The organism is Bradyrhizobium sp. Ghvi (assembly GCF_900115265.1).
Classification (GTDB): Bacteria; Pseudomonadota; Alphaproteobacteria; order Rhizobiales; family Xanthobacteraceae; genus Bradyrhizobium.
Genome location: NZ_FOVU01000001.1, coordinates 1,168,391 through 1,182,760, shown reverse-complemented (window position 1 = coordinate 1,182,760; position 14,370 = coordinate 1,168,391). Strand labels below are relative to the sequence as shown.

Here is a 14,370-nt window from a genome sequence, read left to right as displayed (position 1 = left end):
GACGCGTTTTCTTCCGCGAACCGGTCATCCACTTCGCTCGAAAACGACTTGCTTCATCTTCGATCGCACCGGGCCGGGACGCCATCGCGTGCAAAGCCACCACGATGCCGGGGGAAATGACATGGCAGGATTGTTGCGCCGCGTAGCCGCGTCGGCTGCGCCGGTCGGATATTTGTCGATCTTCTTTTCGATCCTGACTTCGCCGGCACACGCAGCAAGCCCCGAGATCAACACTGCCGACACCGCCTGGATGATCGTCGCCACCGCGCTGGTGCTGATGATGACGATCCCCGGACTTGCGCTGTTCTACTCCGGCATGGTGCGCAAGAAGAACGTGCTTGCGACCATGGCGCAGAGCCTCGCCGCAGTGACGCTGATCTCCATCCTCTGGGTCGCGTTCGGCTATTCGCTTTGCTTTGTCGGCGACGGCCCGTGGCTCGGCACGCTCGACCGCTGGTTCCTCGCCGGCATGACCATGGACAGCGTCAACCCGGCGGCGAAGACGATTCCGGAAGCGCTGTTCATGCTGTACCAGATGACCTTCGCGATCATCACGGTGGCGCTGGTCGCGGGCTCGGTGGCCGACCGGATGCGGTTCTCCGCCTATCTCCTGTTCTCGGTCGCCTGGTTCATCTTCGTCTACATTCCGCTGGCGCATTGGGTTTGGGGCGGCGGCTTCCTCAACAGCATGGGCGTGCTGGATTTCGCCGGCGGCCTCGTCGTGCATCTGTCGGCGGGCACTGGCGGCCTTGTCGCCGCGAAGGTGATGGGGCGGCGTCACGGCTATGGCACCGAGAATCTCTCGCCGTTCGATCTCTCGCTTGCGGTGATGGGCACCGGCCTGTTGTGGGTCGGCTGGTTCGGCTTCAACGGCGGATCGGCCGGTGCTGCCAATTCGCGCGCGGTGATGGCGATCATCGCAACGCATCTGGCAGCCTGCTCCGGCGCGCTGACCTGGGGTGCGATCGAATGGTCGACGCGGCGCAAGCCGTCCGTGCTCGGCATGATCTCGGGCGCGGTCGCCGGGCTCGGCACCATCACGCCGGCCTCGGGCTTTGTTGCGCCGTGGCACGGCATCGTCATCGGCATCGCCGCAGGCGTGATTTGCTACTGGGCCTGCACCTGGCTGAAGCACCGTTTCAACTACGATGACTCGCTCGACGTGTTCGGCGTCCACGGCATCGGCGGCCTGACCGGCACGCTGCTCGCCGGCGTGTTCGCGACCAGCGCGATCGGCGGCACGGCCGGCCTGATCGAGGGCCATCCGCAGCAGTTGCTGATCCAGCTTTACGGCGTCGCCGTCACCTTCGTCTGGTCGGCGGGCGTGAGCTTTGTCCTGCTCAAGCTGGTCGGTCTGTTCGTCCCCTTGCGTGTCTCGCGCGAGCACGAGCTCGAGGGGCTCGATATCTCGCAGCACGGCGAGGCGCTTCAGTAAGGACTTGTCAGTAAGGACTTGTCAGTAAGGACTTGCGCAACACATAAGTACGTGCTTATGTGTTGCCATGATCGAAGCCGACATCTTCAAAGCGCTGGCAGACCCGACGCGCCGCAAGGTCTTTGAGAGGCTCGCGGGCGGAAGCCAGAATGCCAGCGCTCTGCGCGACGGATTGGAGATCAGCCAGCCGGCGATGTCGCAGCATCTTTCCGTGCTGCGCGCGGCAGGTCTCGTGCGCGAGCAGCGGCAGGGCCGCTTTGTGAATTACGCAGTCGATCCGGACGGAATCGCCGCCATCGGGACATGGCTCGCGCGCTACCGCGCCTATTGGCCGAAGCGCATGGAAGCACTCGCCGACCTCTTGAAGGACATGGATCAATGAGCGACGCCGTGAAGCCTGATCGTCCTGACGCAAAGCTGGTGCTCGAATTTGAGTTCGATGCACCGCCGGCTAAAGTCTGGCGCGCCGTGACCATTCCGGAATTGCGCGAGCGCTGGCTGCCGGATTGCGACCTTGCGGGTGCCGAGCCGGAAGCATCGATCCCCGGCGAAGAGGTGCGCTACCGGCTTCGCGATTCCGAGCCGCCGTTTCGCGAGAGCCACGTCATCTTCCGGATCGAGCCCAACGTGTCAGGCGGCACGCGCTTTCGAATCATTCAGCAAGCCTGCGAGATCAGCGTAAACCGACCGCAGCCGGCCAACACGAATTGCTGCCTGATGCGCGCAGCCGCCTAACGGAAAACAGACTTCATCGCCAGCAGACATGGAGGTCGCCGATGCGCGACATGCTTCAGCTCGTCCCTATGGTCGTCGAACAATCCGCGCGCGGCGAGCGATCCTTCGACATCTACTCGCGGCTGCTGCGCGAGCGCATCATCTTCCTCAATGGCGAGGTCAATGATGCAATGTCGGGTCTCGTCTGCGCGCAGCTCCTGTTCCTGGAGGCGGAGAATCCGAACCGGCCGATCAATCTCTACATCAATTCCTATGGCGGCGTGGTCACCTCCGGTCTCGCGATGTACGACACCATGCAATTCATCAAGGCGCCGGTTCATACGTTGTGCATGGGCACCGCGCGCTCGATGGGCTCATTCCTGCTGATGGCCGGCGAGCCCGGTCAGCGTGCCGCTTTGCCCAATGCGAGCCTTCATGTGCATCAGCCGCTCGGCGGCTTCCAGGGGCAGGCCTCTGACATCCTGATCCATGCCAACGAGATGCAGGAAACCAAGCGGCGCATCACGAGGCTCTACGCGCAGCATTGCGGGCGGACCGAAGAGGAGGTGGAACGGACCCTCGACCGCGACCACTTCATGACGGCGCAGCAGGGGGTCGAATGGGGGTTGATCGACAAGGTCTTTGCGGAGCGCGAGGCCGCCTGACGGTGCCATAGCGGCCCTCGGTCGCTTCCGGCAGGGGTGCCGGTCGCCTCGCGCGCCGTGAGCAGCAGGCGCGGCAGCTCGATAGTTCTCGTTTGTCTGAGAGTAATAAAATACCATGCAGCTGCCCGACGCGTGAGCAACATTGTGTCGGCAGCCTGTTGCTGCCCTGATTTTAATCAGGGCTGACCACGTATTGAGCGCGACGTAATAGCGCACCGCAGCAGAATACCCGTCAAAGGCGAAAACCTCCGTTTTCATAGTCCATTAGGCAAGCCGCCCGATCTGGCACGGCATTTGATTCTAGAGGGCCCGGCTGTGCCCGCGTAGTGAAACTTTCTCCCTCGTGGCGAACCAGTCGAGAAACGCCCGGCCACGTCCGGACCGGGCCCAAGCGGGGATAGGACCCATGAAAATTGTTATGGCGATTATCAAGCCATTCAAGCTGGAAGAAGTCCGTGACGCCCTGACCGCCATTGGCGTTCACGGTCTCACGGTGACGGAAGTCAAGGGATATGGCCGGCAGAAAGGCCATACGGAAATCTACCGCGGCGCCGAATATGCCGTGAGCTTCCTGCCCAAGATCAAGATCGAAGTCGCGATCGCCTCCGAGCAGGTCGACAAGACCATCGACGCCATCACCTCGGCCGCGAAAACCGGGCAGATCGGCGACGGCAAGATATTCGTCATCAACCTCGACCACGCGGTCCGTATCCGCACCGGTGAGGCCGACGCCGCGGCCCTTTGATTTCGCGCTCAACCAAAATTCAATCAGGAGTAAATGAAATGACGTTTAAGCGTCCCTATGGCGCGGGATTGGCGGCTCTCGCAGTCGGCCTGTTCGCTGCGACCGCAGCCTATGCCGAGCCAACGGTCAACAAGGGGGATAACGCCTGGATGCTGACATCGACAGTGCTCGTGCTGTTGATGACGATCCCGGGTCTTGCGCTGTTCTACGGCGGCCTCGTTCGTTCCAAGAACATGCTCTCGGTGCTGATGCAGGTGTTCTACACCGTCTGCGTCGTCACCGTGATCTGGGCCGTGTACGGCTACAGCCTCGCCTTCACCGGTGGCTCCGACTTCATCGGCGGCTTCTCCAAGGCCTTCATGATGGGCGTCACCACCGACTCGAAGGCCGCAACCTTCTCGGTCGACGCCAACATCTCGGAGCTCGTCTATGTGTGCTTCCAGATGACCTTCGCGGCGATCACGCCCGCCCTCATCGTTGGCGCCTTCGCCGAGCGCATGAAGTTCTCGGCGATCGCCCTGTTCATCCCGCTCTGGGTGACGCTGATCTACTTCCCGATCGCGCACATGGTCTGGTACTGGCCCGGCCCGGACGCGATCCAGGACGCGGCCAAGGCTCTGGCGGCTGCGACTGACGCGGCGGCGAAGACCGCGGCTCAGGCCAAGCTCGACGAGATCAACGCCGACGCCGGCTGGATCTTCAAGAAGGGCGCGATCGACTTCGCCGGCGGCACCGTGGTGCACATCAACGCCGGCATTGCAGGTCTCGTCGGCGCTCTGCTGATCGGCAAGCGCGTCGGCTACGGCAAGGAGCTGATGGCTCCGCACTCGCTGACCATGTCGATGATCGGCGCCTCGCTGCTCTGGGTCGGCTGGTTCGGCTTCAACGCCGGCTCCAACCTGGAGGCCAACGGCGGCGCTGCGCTCGCCATGACCAACTCCTTCGTCGCCACCGCGGCCGCCGCGCTGTCGTGGATGTTCGCGGAGTGGATCGTGAAGGGGCATCCGTCGGTGCTCGGCGTCATCTCCGGCGCCGTCGCGGGCCTCGTGGCCGTCACGCCTGCCGCCGGCTTCTCCGGCGTGATGGGTGCGATCGTCCTCGGCCTCGTGGTCGGTGTGGTCTGCCTGTTCTTCTGCACCGTCGTGAAGAACGCGCTCGGCTACGACGACTCGCTCGACGTGTTCGGCGTGCACTGCATCGGCGGCATCGTCGGCGCCCTCGGCACCGGCATCCTGGTCAATCCGGCTCTCGGTGGTGCTGGCATCATCGACTACACCGCGATCCCGCCCAAGGTTGCCGATTACGACTTCGCCGCGCAGATGATCTCCCAGATCGAAGCCGTCTGCACCACGCTGGTGTGGTCGGGCGTCGGTTCGGCGATCCTCTACAAGGTCGTCGACGTGATCGTTGGCCTGCGCGCCAATGTCGAGAGCGAGCGTGAAGGCCTCGACATCACCGACCACACCGAGCGCGCCTACAACATGTAAGCACTCCTCCCGGGCGCGATCTTCTTCGAGGATCGCGTCCACTCCTACGGTTTGGGCACATACCCGGCAATGCCCCGACCGTTGAGGGGCTCCAGCGCAAGTTGGAGCCCCTTTTTTTTGGGCTTGGTGCCACAAGAAAAGGGATTGCCATTCCGCACCGCCGGCGCAGAAATATCGGCCTCAAGAACAACAAACGGGAGGTCGTCATGCGTTTGGAAGGCGGATGCTATTGCGGTGAGGTGCGCTATGTCGCCGAGGGCGATCCGATGATGCAGGCGCAATGCCACTGCCGCGAGTGCCAGTACATCTCGGGCGGCGCGCCCAATACCTTCATCGCGATGCCGGCGGCCGGCTTCACCTACATCACCGGACAGCCCAAGCAGTTCACCCGCAAGGACCTCGAACGCGCCGTCACGCGCGAATTTTGCGCTGAATGCGGCACCCATCTGGTGACCAAGGTTCCGGGACTGCCGGCCGCCGTGGTGAAGGTCGGCACCTTGGACGAGCCGGAACAGTTCCAGCCGCAGATGGCGATCTACACCTGCGACATGCAGGAATTCCACACGATCCCCGCGGGCATCAAGACATTCGAGAAGCTGCCGAGGCGTTAGACGCGATGACGGTGCGCTCCCTCCCCCGCATGCATGCGGGGGAGGGCTGGGGAGAGGGTGTTTCCGCGGTGGGACAGCCGTAAGACGCGACCTCTCCCGCAAAGGTTAGGACCGTCCCGCCATCCCGTTGTTATCCGGGCTCATTATTCCCGCTCTGGACGGGCCGGCCGGCCGATGGTTAATCGCGTCTTAACCTCGCCCTATCTATGGTGAACTGAACCGCCTTCCCGCCGGCGCCTGCGCGCGTCCGGCCGTTCCGAGAGTACTGGCGCCCAGAATGGTCATGACCGCTTCATCCCGTGCGCCGCAGGCCAGTGGAAGCTCCAATAACGAACGCTCGCCCTTCGTCCGGCTGAACGAGCTGCTGGCGCCACATCAACCCGGTAAGCCCTTGATTTCGCTTGCAGTCGGCGAGCCCCAGCATCCGGTGCCTGACTTCGTCGGCCCTGTGCTGGCCAAGCACATCGCCGATTTCGGCCGTTACCCGATGAATCAGGGCACCGAGCCGTTCCGAGACGCAGCGAGCGCATGGCTATCGTCGCGTTTCAAGCTGCCGCGCGCGCTCGATCCCAAGACCGAGATTCTGGTCCTCAATGGCAGCCGCGAAGGGCTGTTCCTCGCCGCGATGGCGGCGGCGCGCTATGTCGGCCCGCGGCCCGGCAAGCCCGCCATTCTGATGCCGAACCCGTTCTATCCGGTCTATGGCGCCGGCGCTCTCGCAGCGGCCTGCGAGCCGGTCCATCTGCCGACCACGGTTGAAAACGGCTTCCTGCCCGATCTCGATGCCATCGACGAGGCGACGCTGGCGCGCACTGTCGCGTTCTATCTGGCCTCGCCCGCCAATCCGCAGGGCTCGGTCGCTTCGCGCGATTATTTCACGCGGTTGAAGCAGCTCGCCGATCGTCATGGCTTCATGATCCTCAGCGACGAGTGCTATTCGGAGATCTACACCCGCGAGGCGCCGGGCAGCGCGCTCGAATGTGCCGGCCCCGATTTCACCCGCGTCGCTGCATTCCAGTCGCTGTCGAAGCGCTCCAACCTGCCGGGCCTGCGCGTCGGCTTCGCCGCCGGCGACAAGAAGTTCATCGGCATGTTCCTGGAGCTGCGCAACATCGCAGCACCCCAGGTGCCGGTGCCGCTCCAGCATGTCGCGACCGTTGCCTATGGCGACGAGGCGCATGTCGAGGAGAACAGGCGGCTCTACCGGATCAAGTTCGATCTCGCCGACCAGATCATCGGCAATCGTTACGGCTATCGCCGGCCCGATGCCGGCTTCTGCGTCTGGCTCAATACGTCCGAGATCGGCGACGACGTGTCGGTGACGCTGAAACTCTTCAAGGAAGCAGGCGTGCGCGTGGTGCCCGGCAGCTTTTTGGCGCGGCAACAGCCCGACGGCTTCAACCCCGGGGCCGGCTACATCAGGTTGGCGCTGGTGCAGGATAGTGAGACCACGGCGCAAGCGCTGCACCGGCTGGTCGAAACTCTGGGTTAGGCGGGCCCATGAGCATGTCGGCAATCGAACGTGTGATTCCCCTGGTCGGCCATCTGCCGCCCTCGATCCGCGAGGCGCTGAGCCGGCGCATGCGCGAGCTCACTGGATTGGGCCTCGTCACGCTGTCGGGCGTCGCCTCCGCCGCGCTGATGACGTGGTCGGTGCAGGACCCGAGCCTCAGCCACGCGACCTCGCGGCCGATCCACAACATTCTCGGCTATGCCGGCGCCATCGGCGCCGACCTCGCGATGCAGATCCTCGGGCTCGGCGCAATCATGCTGATCCTGACGGTGGCGGTGTGGGGCTGGCGCATGATGACCCATCGCGCGTTCGATCGCGAGGCGCTGCGGCTCGGCTGTTGGATTCTCTGCACCGTGATCGCGGCCGGCTTTGTCAGCTGCTGGCCGCATGGCGGCGCCTGGCCGCTGCCGACCGGGCTCGGCGGCGTGGTCGGCGACGCGCTGGTGCGCGCGCCCGCGGTGATCTTCGGCCCGCCCGGCGTGATCTATCGTCTGGTGCTCGGGGCCATCCTGTTCGTCGCGCTGGCTGCGACGTTCCTGATCGCCTGCGGTCTCGGCGCACGCGAGCATGACGAAGAGCTCGCTGACATCGAGGACGACGACAAGCCGCTCGTTGACGACGAGGAGAGCGATCGCGGCTCGGTGTCGCTGGGCTGGCTGTTTCACGCGCTGATGAGCACCAAGGCGCGGCTGATCTGGCTGTTTGGCGCGGCCTATCGCTCGCTGGTCTCGAGCGGACCGAAGGCCAAGGCCGTTTCGTTCAGCCGGCAGGAACCCAATCTCGGCGGCGGCCGCGCCGCACCCTCGATCTCACCGCAGTCCAGGGACGAGGACGACGAGCACGAGCACGAAGAGGAAGAGGACGAGGAGGAGGAAGAAGAGGAACAGGCGCCCGCGCGCGCTGCGCGCAAGAAGGCCGCGCCAAAGGCAGCGGCCAAGAAGGGCTCCGACAAGTTCGATCTTCCCTCCGTCTCCATGCTGGCCGCGCCGAAGGCCGGTGATCGCCAGCCGCTCAGCAAGGCGGAGCTTGAAACCAATTCACGCTCGCTCGAAGGCGTGCTGCAGGATTTCGGCGTTCGCGGCGAGATCGTGAAAGCCAATCCGGGGCCCGTCGTCACGTTGTACGAGCTGGAGCCGGCGCCCGGCATCAAATCCTCCCGCGTGATAGGCCTTGCCGACGACATCGCGCGCTCGATGAGCGCGCTGTCGGCACGCGTTGCCGTCGTTCCCGGCCGCAACGCCATCGGCATCGAGCTGCCGAACGCGCATCGCGAAAAGGTTTACTTGCGCGAATTGCTGGTGGCGAAGGAAGCGACCGACACGGTCGCGAAGCTGCCGCTCTGCCTCGGCAAGACCATCGGCGGCGATCCTGTCATCATCGACCTCGCACGCACGCCGCACATGCTGATCGCCGGTACCACCGGCTCCGGCAAGTCGGTCGCCATCAACACCATGATCCTCAGCCTGGTCTATCGGCTGCGGCCCGATCAGTGCCGCTTGATCATGGTCGATCCCAAGATGCTCGAACTCTCCGTCTATGACGGCATTCCGCATCTGCTCACGCCCGTCGTGACCGACCCCAAGAAGGCCGTGGTCGCGCTGAAATGGGCGGTGCGCGAGATGGAAGAGCGCTACAAGAACATGGCCAAGCTCGGTGTGCGCAACATCGACGGCTACAACACGCGCCTGCTCGAGCTAAAAGCCAAGGGCGAGGAGCCGACGCGCACGGTGCACACCGGCTTCGACAAGGAAACCGGCAAGGCGATCTACGAGGAAGAGAAGCTCTCGCTCGATCCGCTGCCCTACATCGTCATCATCGTCGACGAAATGGCAGACCTGATGATGGTCGCGGGCAAGGACATCGAAGGCGCGGTGCAGCGCCTCGCACAGATGGCGCGCGCCGCCGGCCTGCATGTGATTCTCGCGACACAGCGCCCGTCGGTGGACGTCATCACCGGCACCATCAAGGCGAACTTCCCGACCCGCATCGCCTTCCAGGTCACCTCGAAGATCGACAGCCGCACCATTCTGGGCGAGATGGGCGCCGAGCAGCTGCTCGGTCAGGGCGACATGCTCTACATGGCGGGCGGCGGCCGCATCAGCCGCGTGCACGGACCTTTCGCCTCGGACGAAGAAGTCGAGAAAGTGGTGCGCCACCTCAAGACGCAGGGCCAGCCCGAATATCTCGAAGCCGTTACGGCCGAAGAGCCGACCGAGGACGAAGATGGCGGCGCCGTGTTCGACGCCAGTGGAATGGGCGCGGATGGTGGCGGCGACCTGTTCCAGCAGGCCGTCGCGATCGTCAAACGCGACCGCAAGGCCTCGACCAGCTACATCCAGCGCCGCCTGCAAATCGGCTATAACCGCGCCGCATCGCTGATGGAGCGCATGGAACTGGAAGGCATTGTCGGACCCGCCAATCACGCCGGCAAACGCGAGATTCTGGTCGAGGAAGAAGACAGCCATATGTGAGGCGAGAGTCTTACAATGACATTTTCACGCAAAATCGATCTCTGCTTTTGCCCGAAATCACGCTAAAACGACGCCCAGCCAGACAGGACGACGCGTTGACCAGACATCCGGACATTCGATTCGCAGCCTCTTTCGCTGCGCGCGGCGCGCGCGTGGCGGGCGTGCTTCTCGTTACCGCCACGATGGTGACCGCAGCGTCGTTTGCGCAGAACGTACCCGTACCGAAGCCTGCACCGAAGGGCCGCGACAGTGCTCAGCCCCCGGCCGGGCCGGCGACCACGGGTGCAACGCAGACGCCGCCGAATCCGGTCATTCCCGATCCGCGCCGGAACGTGCCGAGCAGCATCTTCCAGACCTTCGACGACAAGCAGAAGGCGCAGGCCGCCAGGGTCAGCGCCTACCTGTCGTCGCTGTCGACACTGGTCGGGAATTTCGTCCAGGTCGGCCCCGACGGCAGCAAGACGCAGGGCGACTTCTACATCCAGAAACCGGGCAAGCTGCGCTTCGAATATGACCCGCCAAGCCCGATCGACATCATCGCCGACGGATCGTCGGTTGTGGTGCGCGACCGCAAGCTCGCAACGCAGGACGTCTACCCGCTGTCGCAGACGCCGCTGCGTTTTCTGTTGTCCGACCGCATCGACCTGATGAAGGATACCAACGTCGTCAACGTCACCGCGGATGATCTCTTCATCAGTGTCACCATCGAAGAGAAGCAGGCGTTGGTCGGCACCAGCCGACTGCTGCTGATGATCGGCGCCAAGGACGGCCAGCTGAAGCAATGGACCGTCACCGATCCGCAAGGATACGACACGACTGTTGCGGTCTACAATCTCGATGCGGGCAAGAAGCTCGATCCCAACATGTTCAAGATCGACTTCACCAATTACAACGTGCCGTCGCCGGGGTGAGACCCGTTGGCTGTTCCGATGGTCGTCATGCCCGGGCTTGTCCCGGGCATCCACGTTTTTGGGCCTACAAAAAGACGTGGATGGCCGGGACCAGCCCGGCCATGACGGATGGAGTTTGTTAGATCCTTCAAATGCGCCTTTCCCTGACAACCTGGAACATCAATTCGGTGCGGCTACGCATCAATCTGGTCGCGAAGTTTCTCAAGAGTGCACGGCCCGACGTGCTGTGCCTGCAGGAGACCAAGTGCATCGATGATGCCTTTCCGCGGAAGCGCTTCAAGCGGCTCGGCTACGAACACGTCGCGCTGAACGGGCAGAAGGGCTATCACGGCGTCGCTATCGTCTCGAAGATTCCGTTCGAGAACACCGACATCCGCACCTTCTGCGACAAGGTGGATTCGCGCCATATCTCGGTCTCGTTCGGAGAGAAAGCGCAAATCGCAAAGCCGCTCGTGCTGCATAATTTCTACGTGCCGGCCGGCGGCGACATTCCCGATCCAGCGCTGAACGAAAAGTTCGACCACAAGCTTCGCTTTCTCGACGAGATGAAGGCCTGCGAGCCGCTGCATCCGCGCGGTGATGACAGGCACATCCTGGTCGGCGATCTCAACGTCGCGCCGCACGAGAACGATGTGTGGTCGCACAAGCAACTGCTGAAAGTTGTCTCGCACACGCCGATCGAAACCGAGAAGCTGAAGGCGGCGCTCGATGCCGGCGAATGGGTCGACGTCGCGCGCGACCGAATTCCGATGTCGGAAAAGGTCTACACCTGGTGGAGCTACCGCTCAGCGGACTGGACCGTCGGCGACCGCGGCCGCAGGCTCGACCACATCTGGGTCTCGCGCGCGTTGAAGGATGCGGTGCAGGATTTCAGAATTCTGCGCGATGCGCGAAGCTGGGAGCGGCCGTCGGATCACGTGCCCGTCACGGTGACGCTGGACGTGTAACTCTCTCGTCCTTCAGAGGCGCGCGTAGCGCGAGCCCGGAATGACAGGAGAGTCACGTATTCAGCTTGGCACCGGCCATCAGGATATCGCTGGCGATCTGGCTGGAGCGGACGGCGAATTCGTCGCGCAGGCGGACCGCCGCAGCAGGATCGCTTTCGAGCACCCGCTGAAACAGGCTGCGCGCGACGCGGATGACGGAGGAATGCTCCAGCGCGACCGCGCTCGAGGGCCGCTTCATCGGCACCACCAGCGCGAGCTCGCCGATCAGCGTGCCGGGACCTGCGATCATCTCGGCGCCGGCGCCATCGTCGACGCGAAAGGCACCGCGCTGGACCACGAAGCCGGAATCGGCATCGTCACCGAGATTGAACAGGATGTCGCCGCGCACGAAGTCACGCTGCTCGGAGCCGATCGCCAGCATGCGCAACGAAGCGTCTCCCAACAGGCGCAGTGTCGGGACCCGCTCGAGAAGCGCTACGTCGTCGTCAATTGACATTCAGATCCGAGGCTCAAGGGCGGGCAATCCAAAACGATTCGCACGCCCCCGAAGCGTATCACGGCACCAGCTTGTAGCCACCGGCTTCCGTCACCAGGATCTCCGGGTTGGCGGCATCCTTCTCGATCTTCTGGCGAAGACGGTAGATATGGGTTTCCAAGGTGTGGGTGGTGACGCCGGAATTATAACCCCAGACCTCCTGGAGCAGGGTTTCGCGCGACACCGGCATCTGGCCGGCCCGGTAGAGGAAGCGCAGGATCGCCGTTTCCTTCTCGGTGAGGCGCACCTTGCGGGCATTGGCGGCGGTCAGCATCTTGGAGCCGGGACGGAAGGAGTAGGGGCCGACCGAGAACACCGCGTCCTCGCTGGCCTCGTGCTGGCGCAGCTGGGCGCGGATGCGGGCCAGCAACACGGCAAAGCGGAACGGCTTTGCGACATAGTCGTTCGCCCCGGATTCCAGGCCCAAGATCGTATCGGAATCGGTGTCGTGCCCCGTCAGCATGATGATCGGCGCCTTGAAGCCGCCTTTGCGCAAGGAGCGGACCACCTCGCGGCCATCGGTATCGGGAAGGCCGACATCCATCAGGACCAGATCGGGGGCATTGGCCTTTGCGGCGCTCGCGCCCTTGGCGCCGGTATCGACCGCGGAGGCTTCAAATTCTTCGTGTAGCGATAATTGCTCCACCAACGTATCGCGCAGATCGGTATCGTCATCCACGATCAGGATCTTGCGGGCATTGGCCATGGGGGATCATCCTTTTGGGTCGGACGGGCGCGCAGGCATATGCCGCACCCAGCCGTGATGGGAAGTTTAGGGGTCGCTGTTTTTATTGTTGTTCGTGTTGAAGTAGTGGGCTGTTACCGATTCACAAGCCGGAATTACTTTAACCCAGAATAGCAGGGCGTATTGATGAATGTCCTGTAATGAATTCGACATCGCGCATTCACATGAAAAATGAAGCTGTGTCAGCCAGTTACGCCAGGAATCGAGGTCCGGGACCGCTATCCGCGATCCACGTTAAGGCTGCCGCCGGCAATCCGCGCCGAGGCTGGCTGACGGCCGGCCACCTGACGATTCCGGTTGCGCTCGGGCGCAGCGGCATCCTGGCCAACAAACGCGAGGGCGACGGCGGGACCCCGAGAGGCTGTTTTCGTCCCAGGCAATTGTGGTGGCGGGGCGACCGGCACAGCCGTCCCAAGACTTTCCTGCCGGTGCGAACCATTCACGACACGGACGGATGGTGCGAGGACCCCGGCGATCGTCACTACAACCAGTGGATCCGGCGCGGGCAGGGCGAGGGCGGCGATCGGCTCAAGCGAGCCGACCATCTCTATGACTTCATCATCGAAATCGACCACAACACCAGGCCGCGCATCGCCGGCCGCGGTAGCGCCGTCTTCCTGCATCTGGCGCGCGACAATTTCGGCCCGACCGCGGGCTGCGTCTCCATGACCAAGGCGGCGATGCTGCAATTGCTGCGGCGGATGGGACCAGGAACGAGAATCATCATCGGGTGAGGACAGATGCTCGACAAGGATCAGATCAACGCCGCTTCGCAGGTCCTCGTTCGACATTGGCGCGACGGCAGCAAGCTTGACGCGCTGGAGACGCGGCTGCGGCCGCAGAGCCGCGCTGATGGTTACGCCGTGCAGGCCGAGCTTGAAAACCGATCGTTCGGAAAACTGTTTGGCTGGAAGATCGCGGCGACCAGCGAGGCCGGCCAGAAGCACATCAATGTCACCGGACCGCTGGCCGGCCGCATCATGAGCGACACGGTGATCGCCGACGGCGGCATCGCATCGATGAAGGGCAACGCGATGCGCGTCGGCGAGCCCGAATTCTGCTTCCGCATGGGGCGCGATCTGGCGCCGCGGCCTTCGCCCTTTGGCGTCGACGAGGTCCTTGCGGCCGTCGACAGCTTGCATCCTGCCATCGAGATTCCGGACTCGCGGTTCGCCGATTTCGCCAGCGCGGGCGAGGCGCAGCTGATCGCCGACAACGCCTGTGCACATCTGTTCGTGCTTGGCGCGGCGACGCCAGCGAACTGGCGCGCGATGGATCTCGTCGAGGAGCGGCCGCAGATCACGCTGCGCGGCGAGCGCTATGTCGGTCACGGCAAGAACGTGCTCGGCGGTCCCCTGATAGCGCTGACCTGGCTTGCCAACGAGCTGCGCGGGCTCGGCATCACCTTGCGGGCAGGGGAGGTGGTGACGACGGGAACCTGTCATCCGCCGCTGCCGATCCAGGCCGGCGATCATTTTGCGGCGGATTTCGGTATGCTGGGGAAAGTGTCGGTGGGGTTTGAATAGGCGATCTCAAACTCCGCCGTCATTGCGAGGAGCTCTTGCGACGAAGCAATCCAGGCTGCCTCCGC

At 63.6% G+C, this 14,370-nt stretch carries 15 protein-coding genes; 13 read left to right on the top strand and 2 right to left on the bottom strand.

What is annotated here, in order from left to right:
• Positions 1 to 121: 121 nt before the first annotated feature.
• The 11 genes from BM374_RS05555 (at position 122) to xth (ending at position 11,499) form a co-directional block, all read left to right on the top strand.
• A complete protein-coding gene (locus BM374_RS05555) occupies positions 122 to 1,435 on the top strand; it encodes an ammonium transporter (protein WP_092289699.1) in 1,314 nt (437 codons plus the stop codon).
• 67 nt (positions 1,436 to 1,502) lie between these two features.
• Entirely contained in the window at positions 1,503 to 1,817 is a 315-nt protein-coding gene (locus BM374_RS05550) for an ArsR/SmtB family transcription factor (RefSeq protein WP_092289697.1), read from the top strand.
• A complete protein-coding gene (locus tag BM374_RS05545; RefSeq protein ID WP_092289695.1) occupies positions 1,814 to 2,170 on the top strand; it encodes an SRPBCC family protein in 357 nt (118 codons plus the stop codon). Before BM374_RS05550 ends, BM374_RS05545 begins: the two co-directional genes overlap by 4 nt.
• A gap of 41 nt (positions 2,171 to 2,211) precedes the next feature.
• Positions 2,212 to 2,814, top strand: a complete 603-nt coding sequence (locus tag BM374_RS05540) for an ATP-dependent Clp protease proteolytic subunit (RefSeq protein ID WP_092289693.1) — start codon at positions 2,212 to 2,214, stop codon at positions 2,812 to 2,814.
• Positions 2,815 to 3,220: 406 nt separating this feature from the next.
• Complete coding sequence (locus BM374_RS05535) at positions 3,221 to 3,559, top strand: P-II family nitrogen regulator (protein WP_164938363.1); 339 nt, start codon at positions 3,221 to 3,223, stop codon at positions 3,557 to 3,559.
• 38 nt (positions 3,560 to 3,597) lie between these two features.
• The gene (locus BM374_RS05530) at positions 3,598 to 5,046 is read left to right on the top strand and encodes an ammonium transporter (protein ID WP_092289689.1); all 1,449 of its coding nucleotides are present in this window, start codon (positions 3,598 to 3,600) and stop codon (positions 5,044 to 5,046) included.
• A gap of 206 nt (positions 5,047 to 5,252) precedes the next feature.
• A complete protein-coding gene (locus tag BM374_RS05525) occupies positions 5,253 to 5,657 on the top strand; it encodes a GFA family protein (protein WP_092290258.1) in 405 nt (134 codons plus the stop codon).
• A 277-nt stretch (positions 5,658 to 5,934) separates the two neighbouring features.
• A complete protein-coding gene (locus tag BM374_RS05520; RefSeq protein WP_092289687.1) occupies positions 5,935 to 7,149 on the top strand; it encodes an aminotransferase class I/II-fold pyridoxal phosphate-dependent enzyme in 1,215 nt (404 codons plus the stop codon).
• 8 nt (positions 7,150 to 7,157) lie between these two features.
• Positions 7,158 to 9,641 (top strand): DNA translocase FtsK, encoded by a 2,484-nt coding sequence (locus BM374_RS05515; protein ID WP_092289685.1) that lies wholly within the window; start codon positions 7,158 to 7,160, stop codon positions 9,639 to 9,641.
• 152 nt (positions 9,642 to 9,793) lie between these two features.
• Positions 9,794 to 10,552, top strand: coding sequence for an outer membrane lipoprotein carrier protein LolA (locus BM374_RS05510; protein ID WP_092290256.1), 759 nt, complete (start codon positions 9,794 to 9,796; stop codon positions 10,550 to 10,552).
• A gap of 131 nt (positions 10,553 to 10,683) precedes the next feature.
• Positions 10,684 to 11,499 carry an exodeoxyribonuclease III gene (gene xth / locus BM374_RS05505; RefSeq protein ID WP_092289683.1) on the top strand — a complete coding sequence of 272 codons (816 nt, stop codon included), beginning with the start codon at positions 10,684 to 10,686 and terminating at the stop codon, positions 11,497 to 11,499.
• 52 nt (positions 11,500 to 11,551) lie between these two features.
• On the opposite strand, the gene BM374_RS05500 is transcribed toward xth, so the two are convergent.
• Together BM374_RS05500 and BM374_RS05495 are read right to left on the bottom strand one after the other, a co-directional pair.
• Positions 11,552 to 11,995 (bottom strand): cyclic nucleotide-binding domain-containing protein, encoded by a 444-nt coding sequence (locus BM374_RS05500; RefSeq protein WP_092289681.1) that lies wholly within the window; start codon positions 11,993 to 11,995, stop codon positions 11,552 to 11,554.
• A 58-nt stretch (positions 11,996 to 12,053) separates the two neighbouring features.
• Positions 12,054 to 12,740, bottom strand: a complete 687-nt coding sequence (locus BM374_RS05495; protein ID WP_007598630.1) for a response regulator transcription factor — start codon at positions 12,738 to 12,740, stop codon at positions 12,054 to 12,056.
• Between the two features lie 203 nt (positions 12,741 to 12,943).
• On the opposite strand from BM374_RS05495, the gene BM374_RS05490 reads away from it, so the two are divergent.
• Both BM374_RS05490 and BM374_RS05485 read left to right on the top strand, forming a co-directional pair.
• On the top strand, positions 12,944 to 13,513 hold the full coding sequence (locus BM374_RS05490; protein ID WP_177248105.1) for a L,D-transpeptidase family protein: 570 nt from the start codon (positions 12,944 to 12,946) through the stop codon (positions 13,511 to 13,513).
• A 6-nt stretch (positions 13,514 to 13,519) separates the two neighbouring features.
• Positions 13,520 to 14,305, top strand: coding sequence for a 2-keto-4-pentenoate hydratase (locus BM374_RS05485; protein ID WP_092289676.1), 786 nt, complete (start codon positions 13,520 to 13,522; stop codon positions 14,303 to 14,305).
• Positions 14,306 to 14,370 lie beyond the last annotated feature (65 nt).

Bases quoted from the DNA above. Each gene is read 5' to 3' on its own strand.
- BM374_RS05555 (WP_092289699.1), top strand. From the start codon at position 122: ATGGCAGGATTGTTGCGCCGCGTAGCCGCGTCGGCTGCGCCGGTCGGA.
- BM374_RS05550 (WP_092289697.1), top strand. From the start codon at position 1,503: ATGATCGAAGCCGACATCTTCAAAGCGCTGGCAGACCCGACGCGCCGC.
- BM374_RS05545 (WP_092289695.1), top strand. From the start codon at position 1,814: ATGAGCGACGCCGTGAAGCCTGATCGTCCTGACGCAAAGCTGGTGCTC.
- BM374_RS05540 (WP_092289693.1), top strand. From the start codon at position 2,212: ATGCGCGACATGCTTCAGCTCGTCCCTATGGTCGTCGAACAATCCGCG.
- BM374_RS05535 (WP_164938363.1), top strand. From the start codon at position 3,221: ATGAAAATTGTTATGGCGATTATCAAGCCATTCAAGCTGGAAGAAGTC.
- BM374_RS05530 (WP_092289689.1), top strand. From the start codon at position 3,598: ATGACGTTTAAGCGTCCCTATGGCGCGGGATTGGCGGCTCTCGCAGTC.
- BM374_RS05525 (WP_092290258.1), top strand. From the start codon at position 5,253: ATGCGTTTGGAAGGCGGATGCTATTGCGGTGAGGTGCGCTATGTCGCC.
- BM374_RS05520 (WP_092289687.1), top strand. From the start codon at position 5,935: ATGGTCATGACCGCTTCATCCCGTGCGCCGCAGGCCAGTGGAAGCTCC.
- BM374_RS05515 (WP_092289685.1), top strand. From the start codon at position 7,158: ATGAGCATGTCGGCAATCGAACGTGTGATTCCCCTGGTCGGCCATCTG.
- xth (WP_092289683.1), top strand. From the start codon at position 10,684: ATGCGCCTTTCCCTGACAACCTGGAACATCAATTCGGTGCGGCTACGC.
- BM374_RS05500 (WP_092289681.1), bottom strand. From the start codon at position 11,995: ATGTCAATTGACGACGACGTAGCGCTTCTCGAGCGGGTCCCGACACTG.
- BM374_RS05495 (WP_007598630.1), bottom strand. From the start codon at position 12,740: ATGGCCAATGCCCGCAAGATCCTGATCGTGGATGACGATACCGATCTG.
- BM374_RS05490 (WP_177248105.1), top strand. From the start codon at position 12,944: ATGAAAAATGAAGCTGTGTCAGCCAGTTACGCCAGGAATCGAGGTCCG.
- BM374_RS05485 (WP_092289676.1), top strand. From the start codon at position 13,520: ATGCTCGACAAGGATCAGATCAACGCCGCTTCGCAGGTCCTCGTTCGA.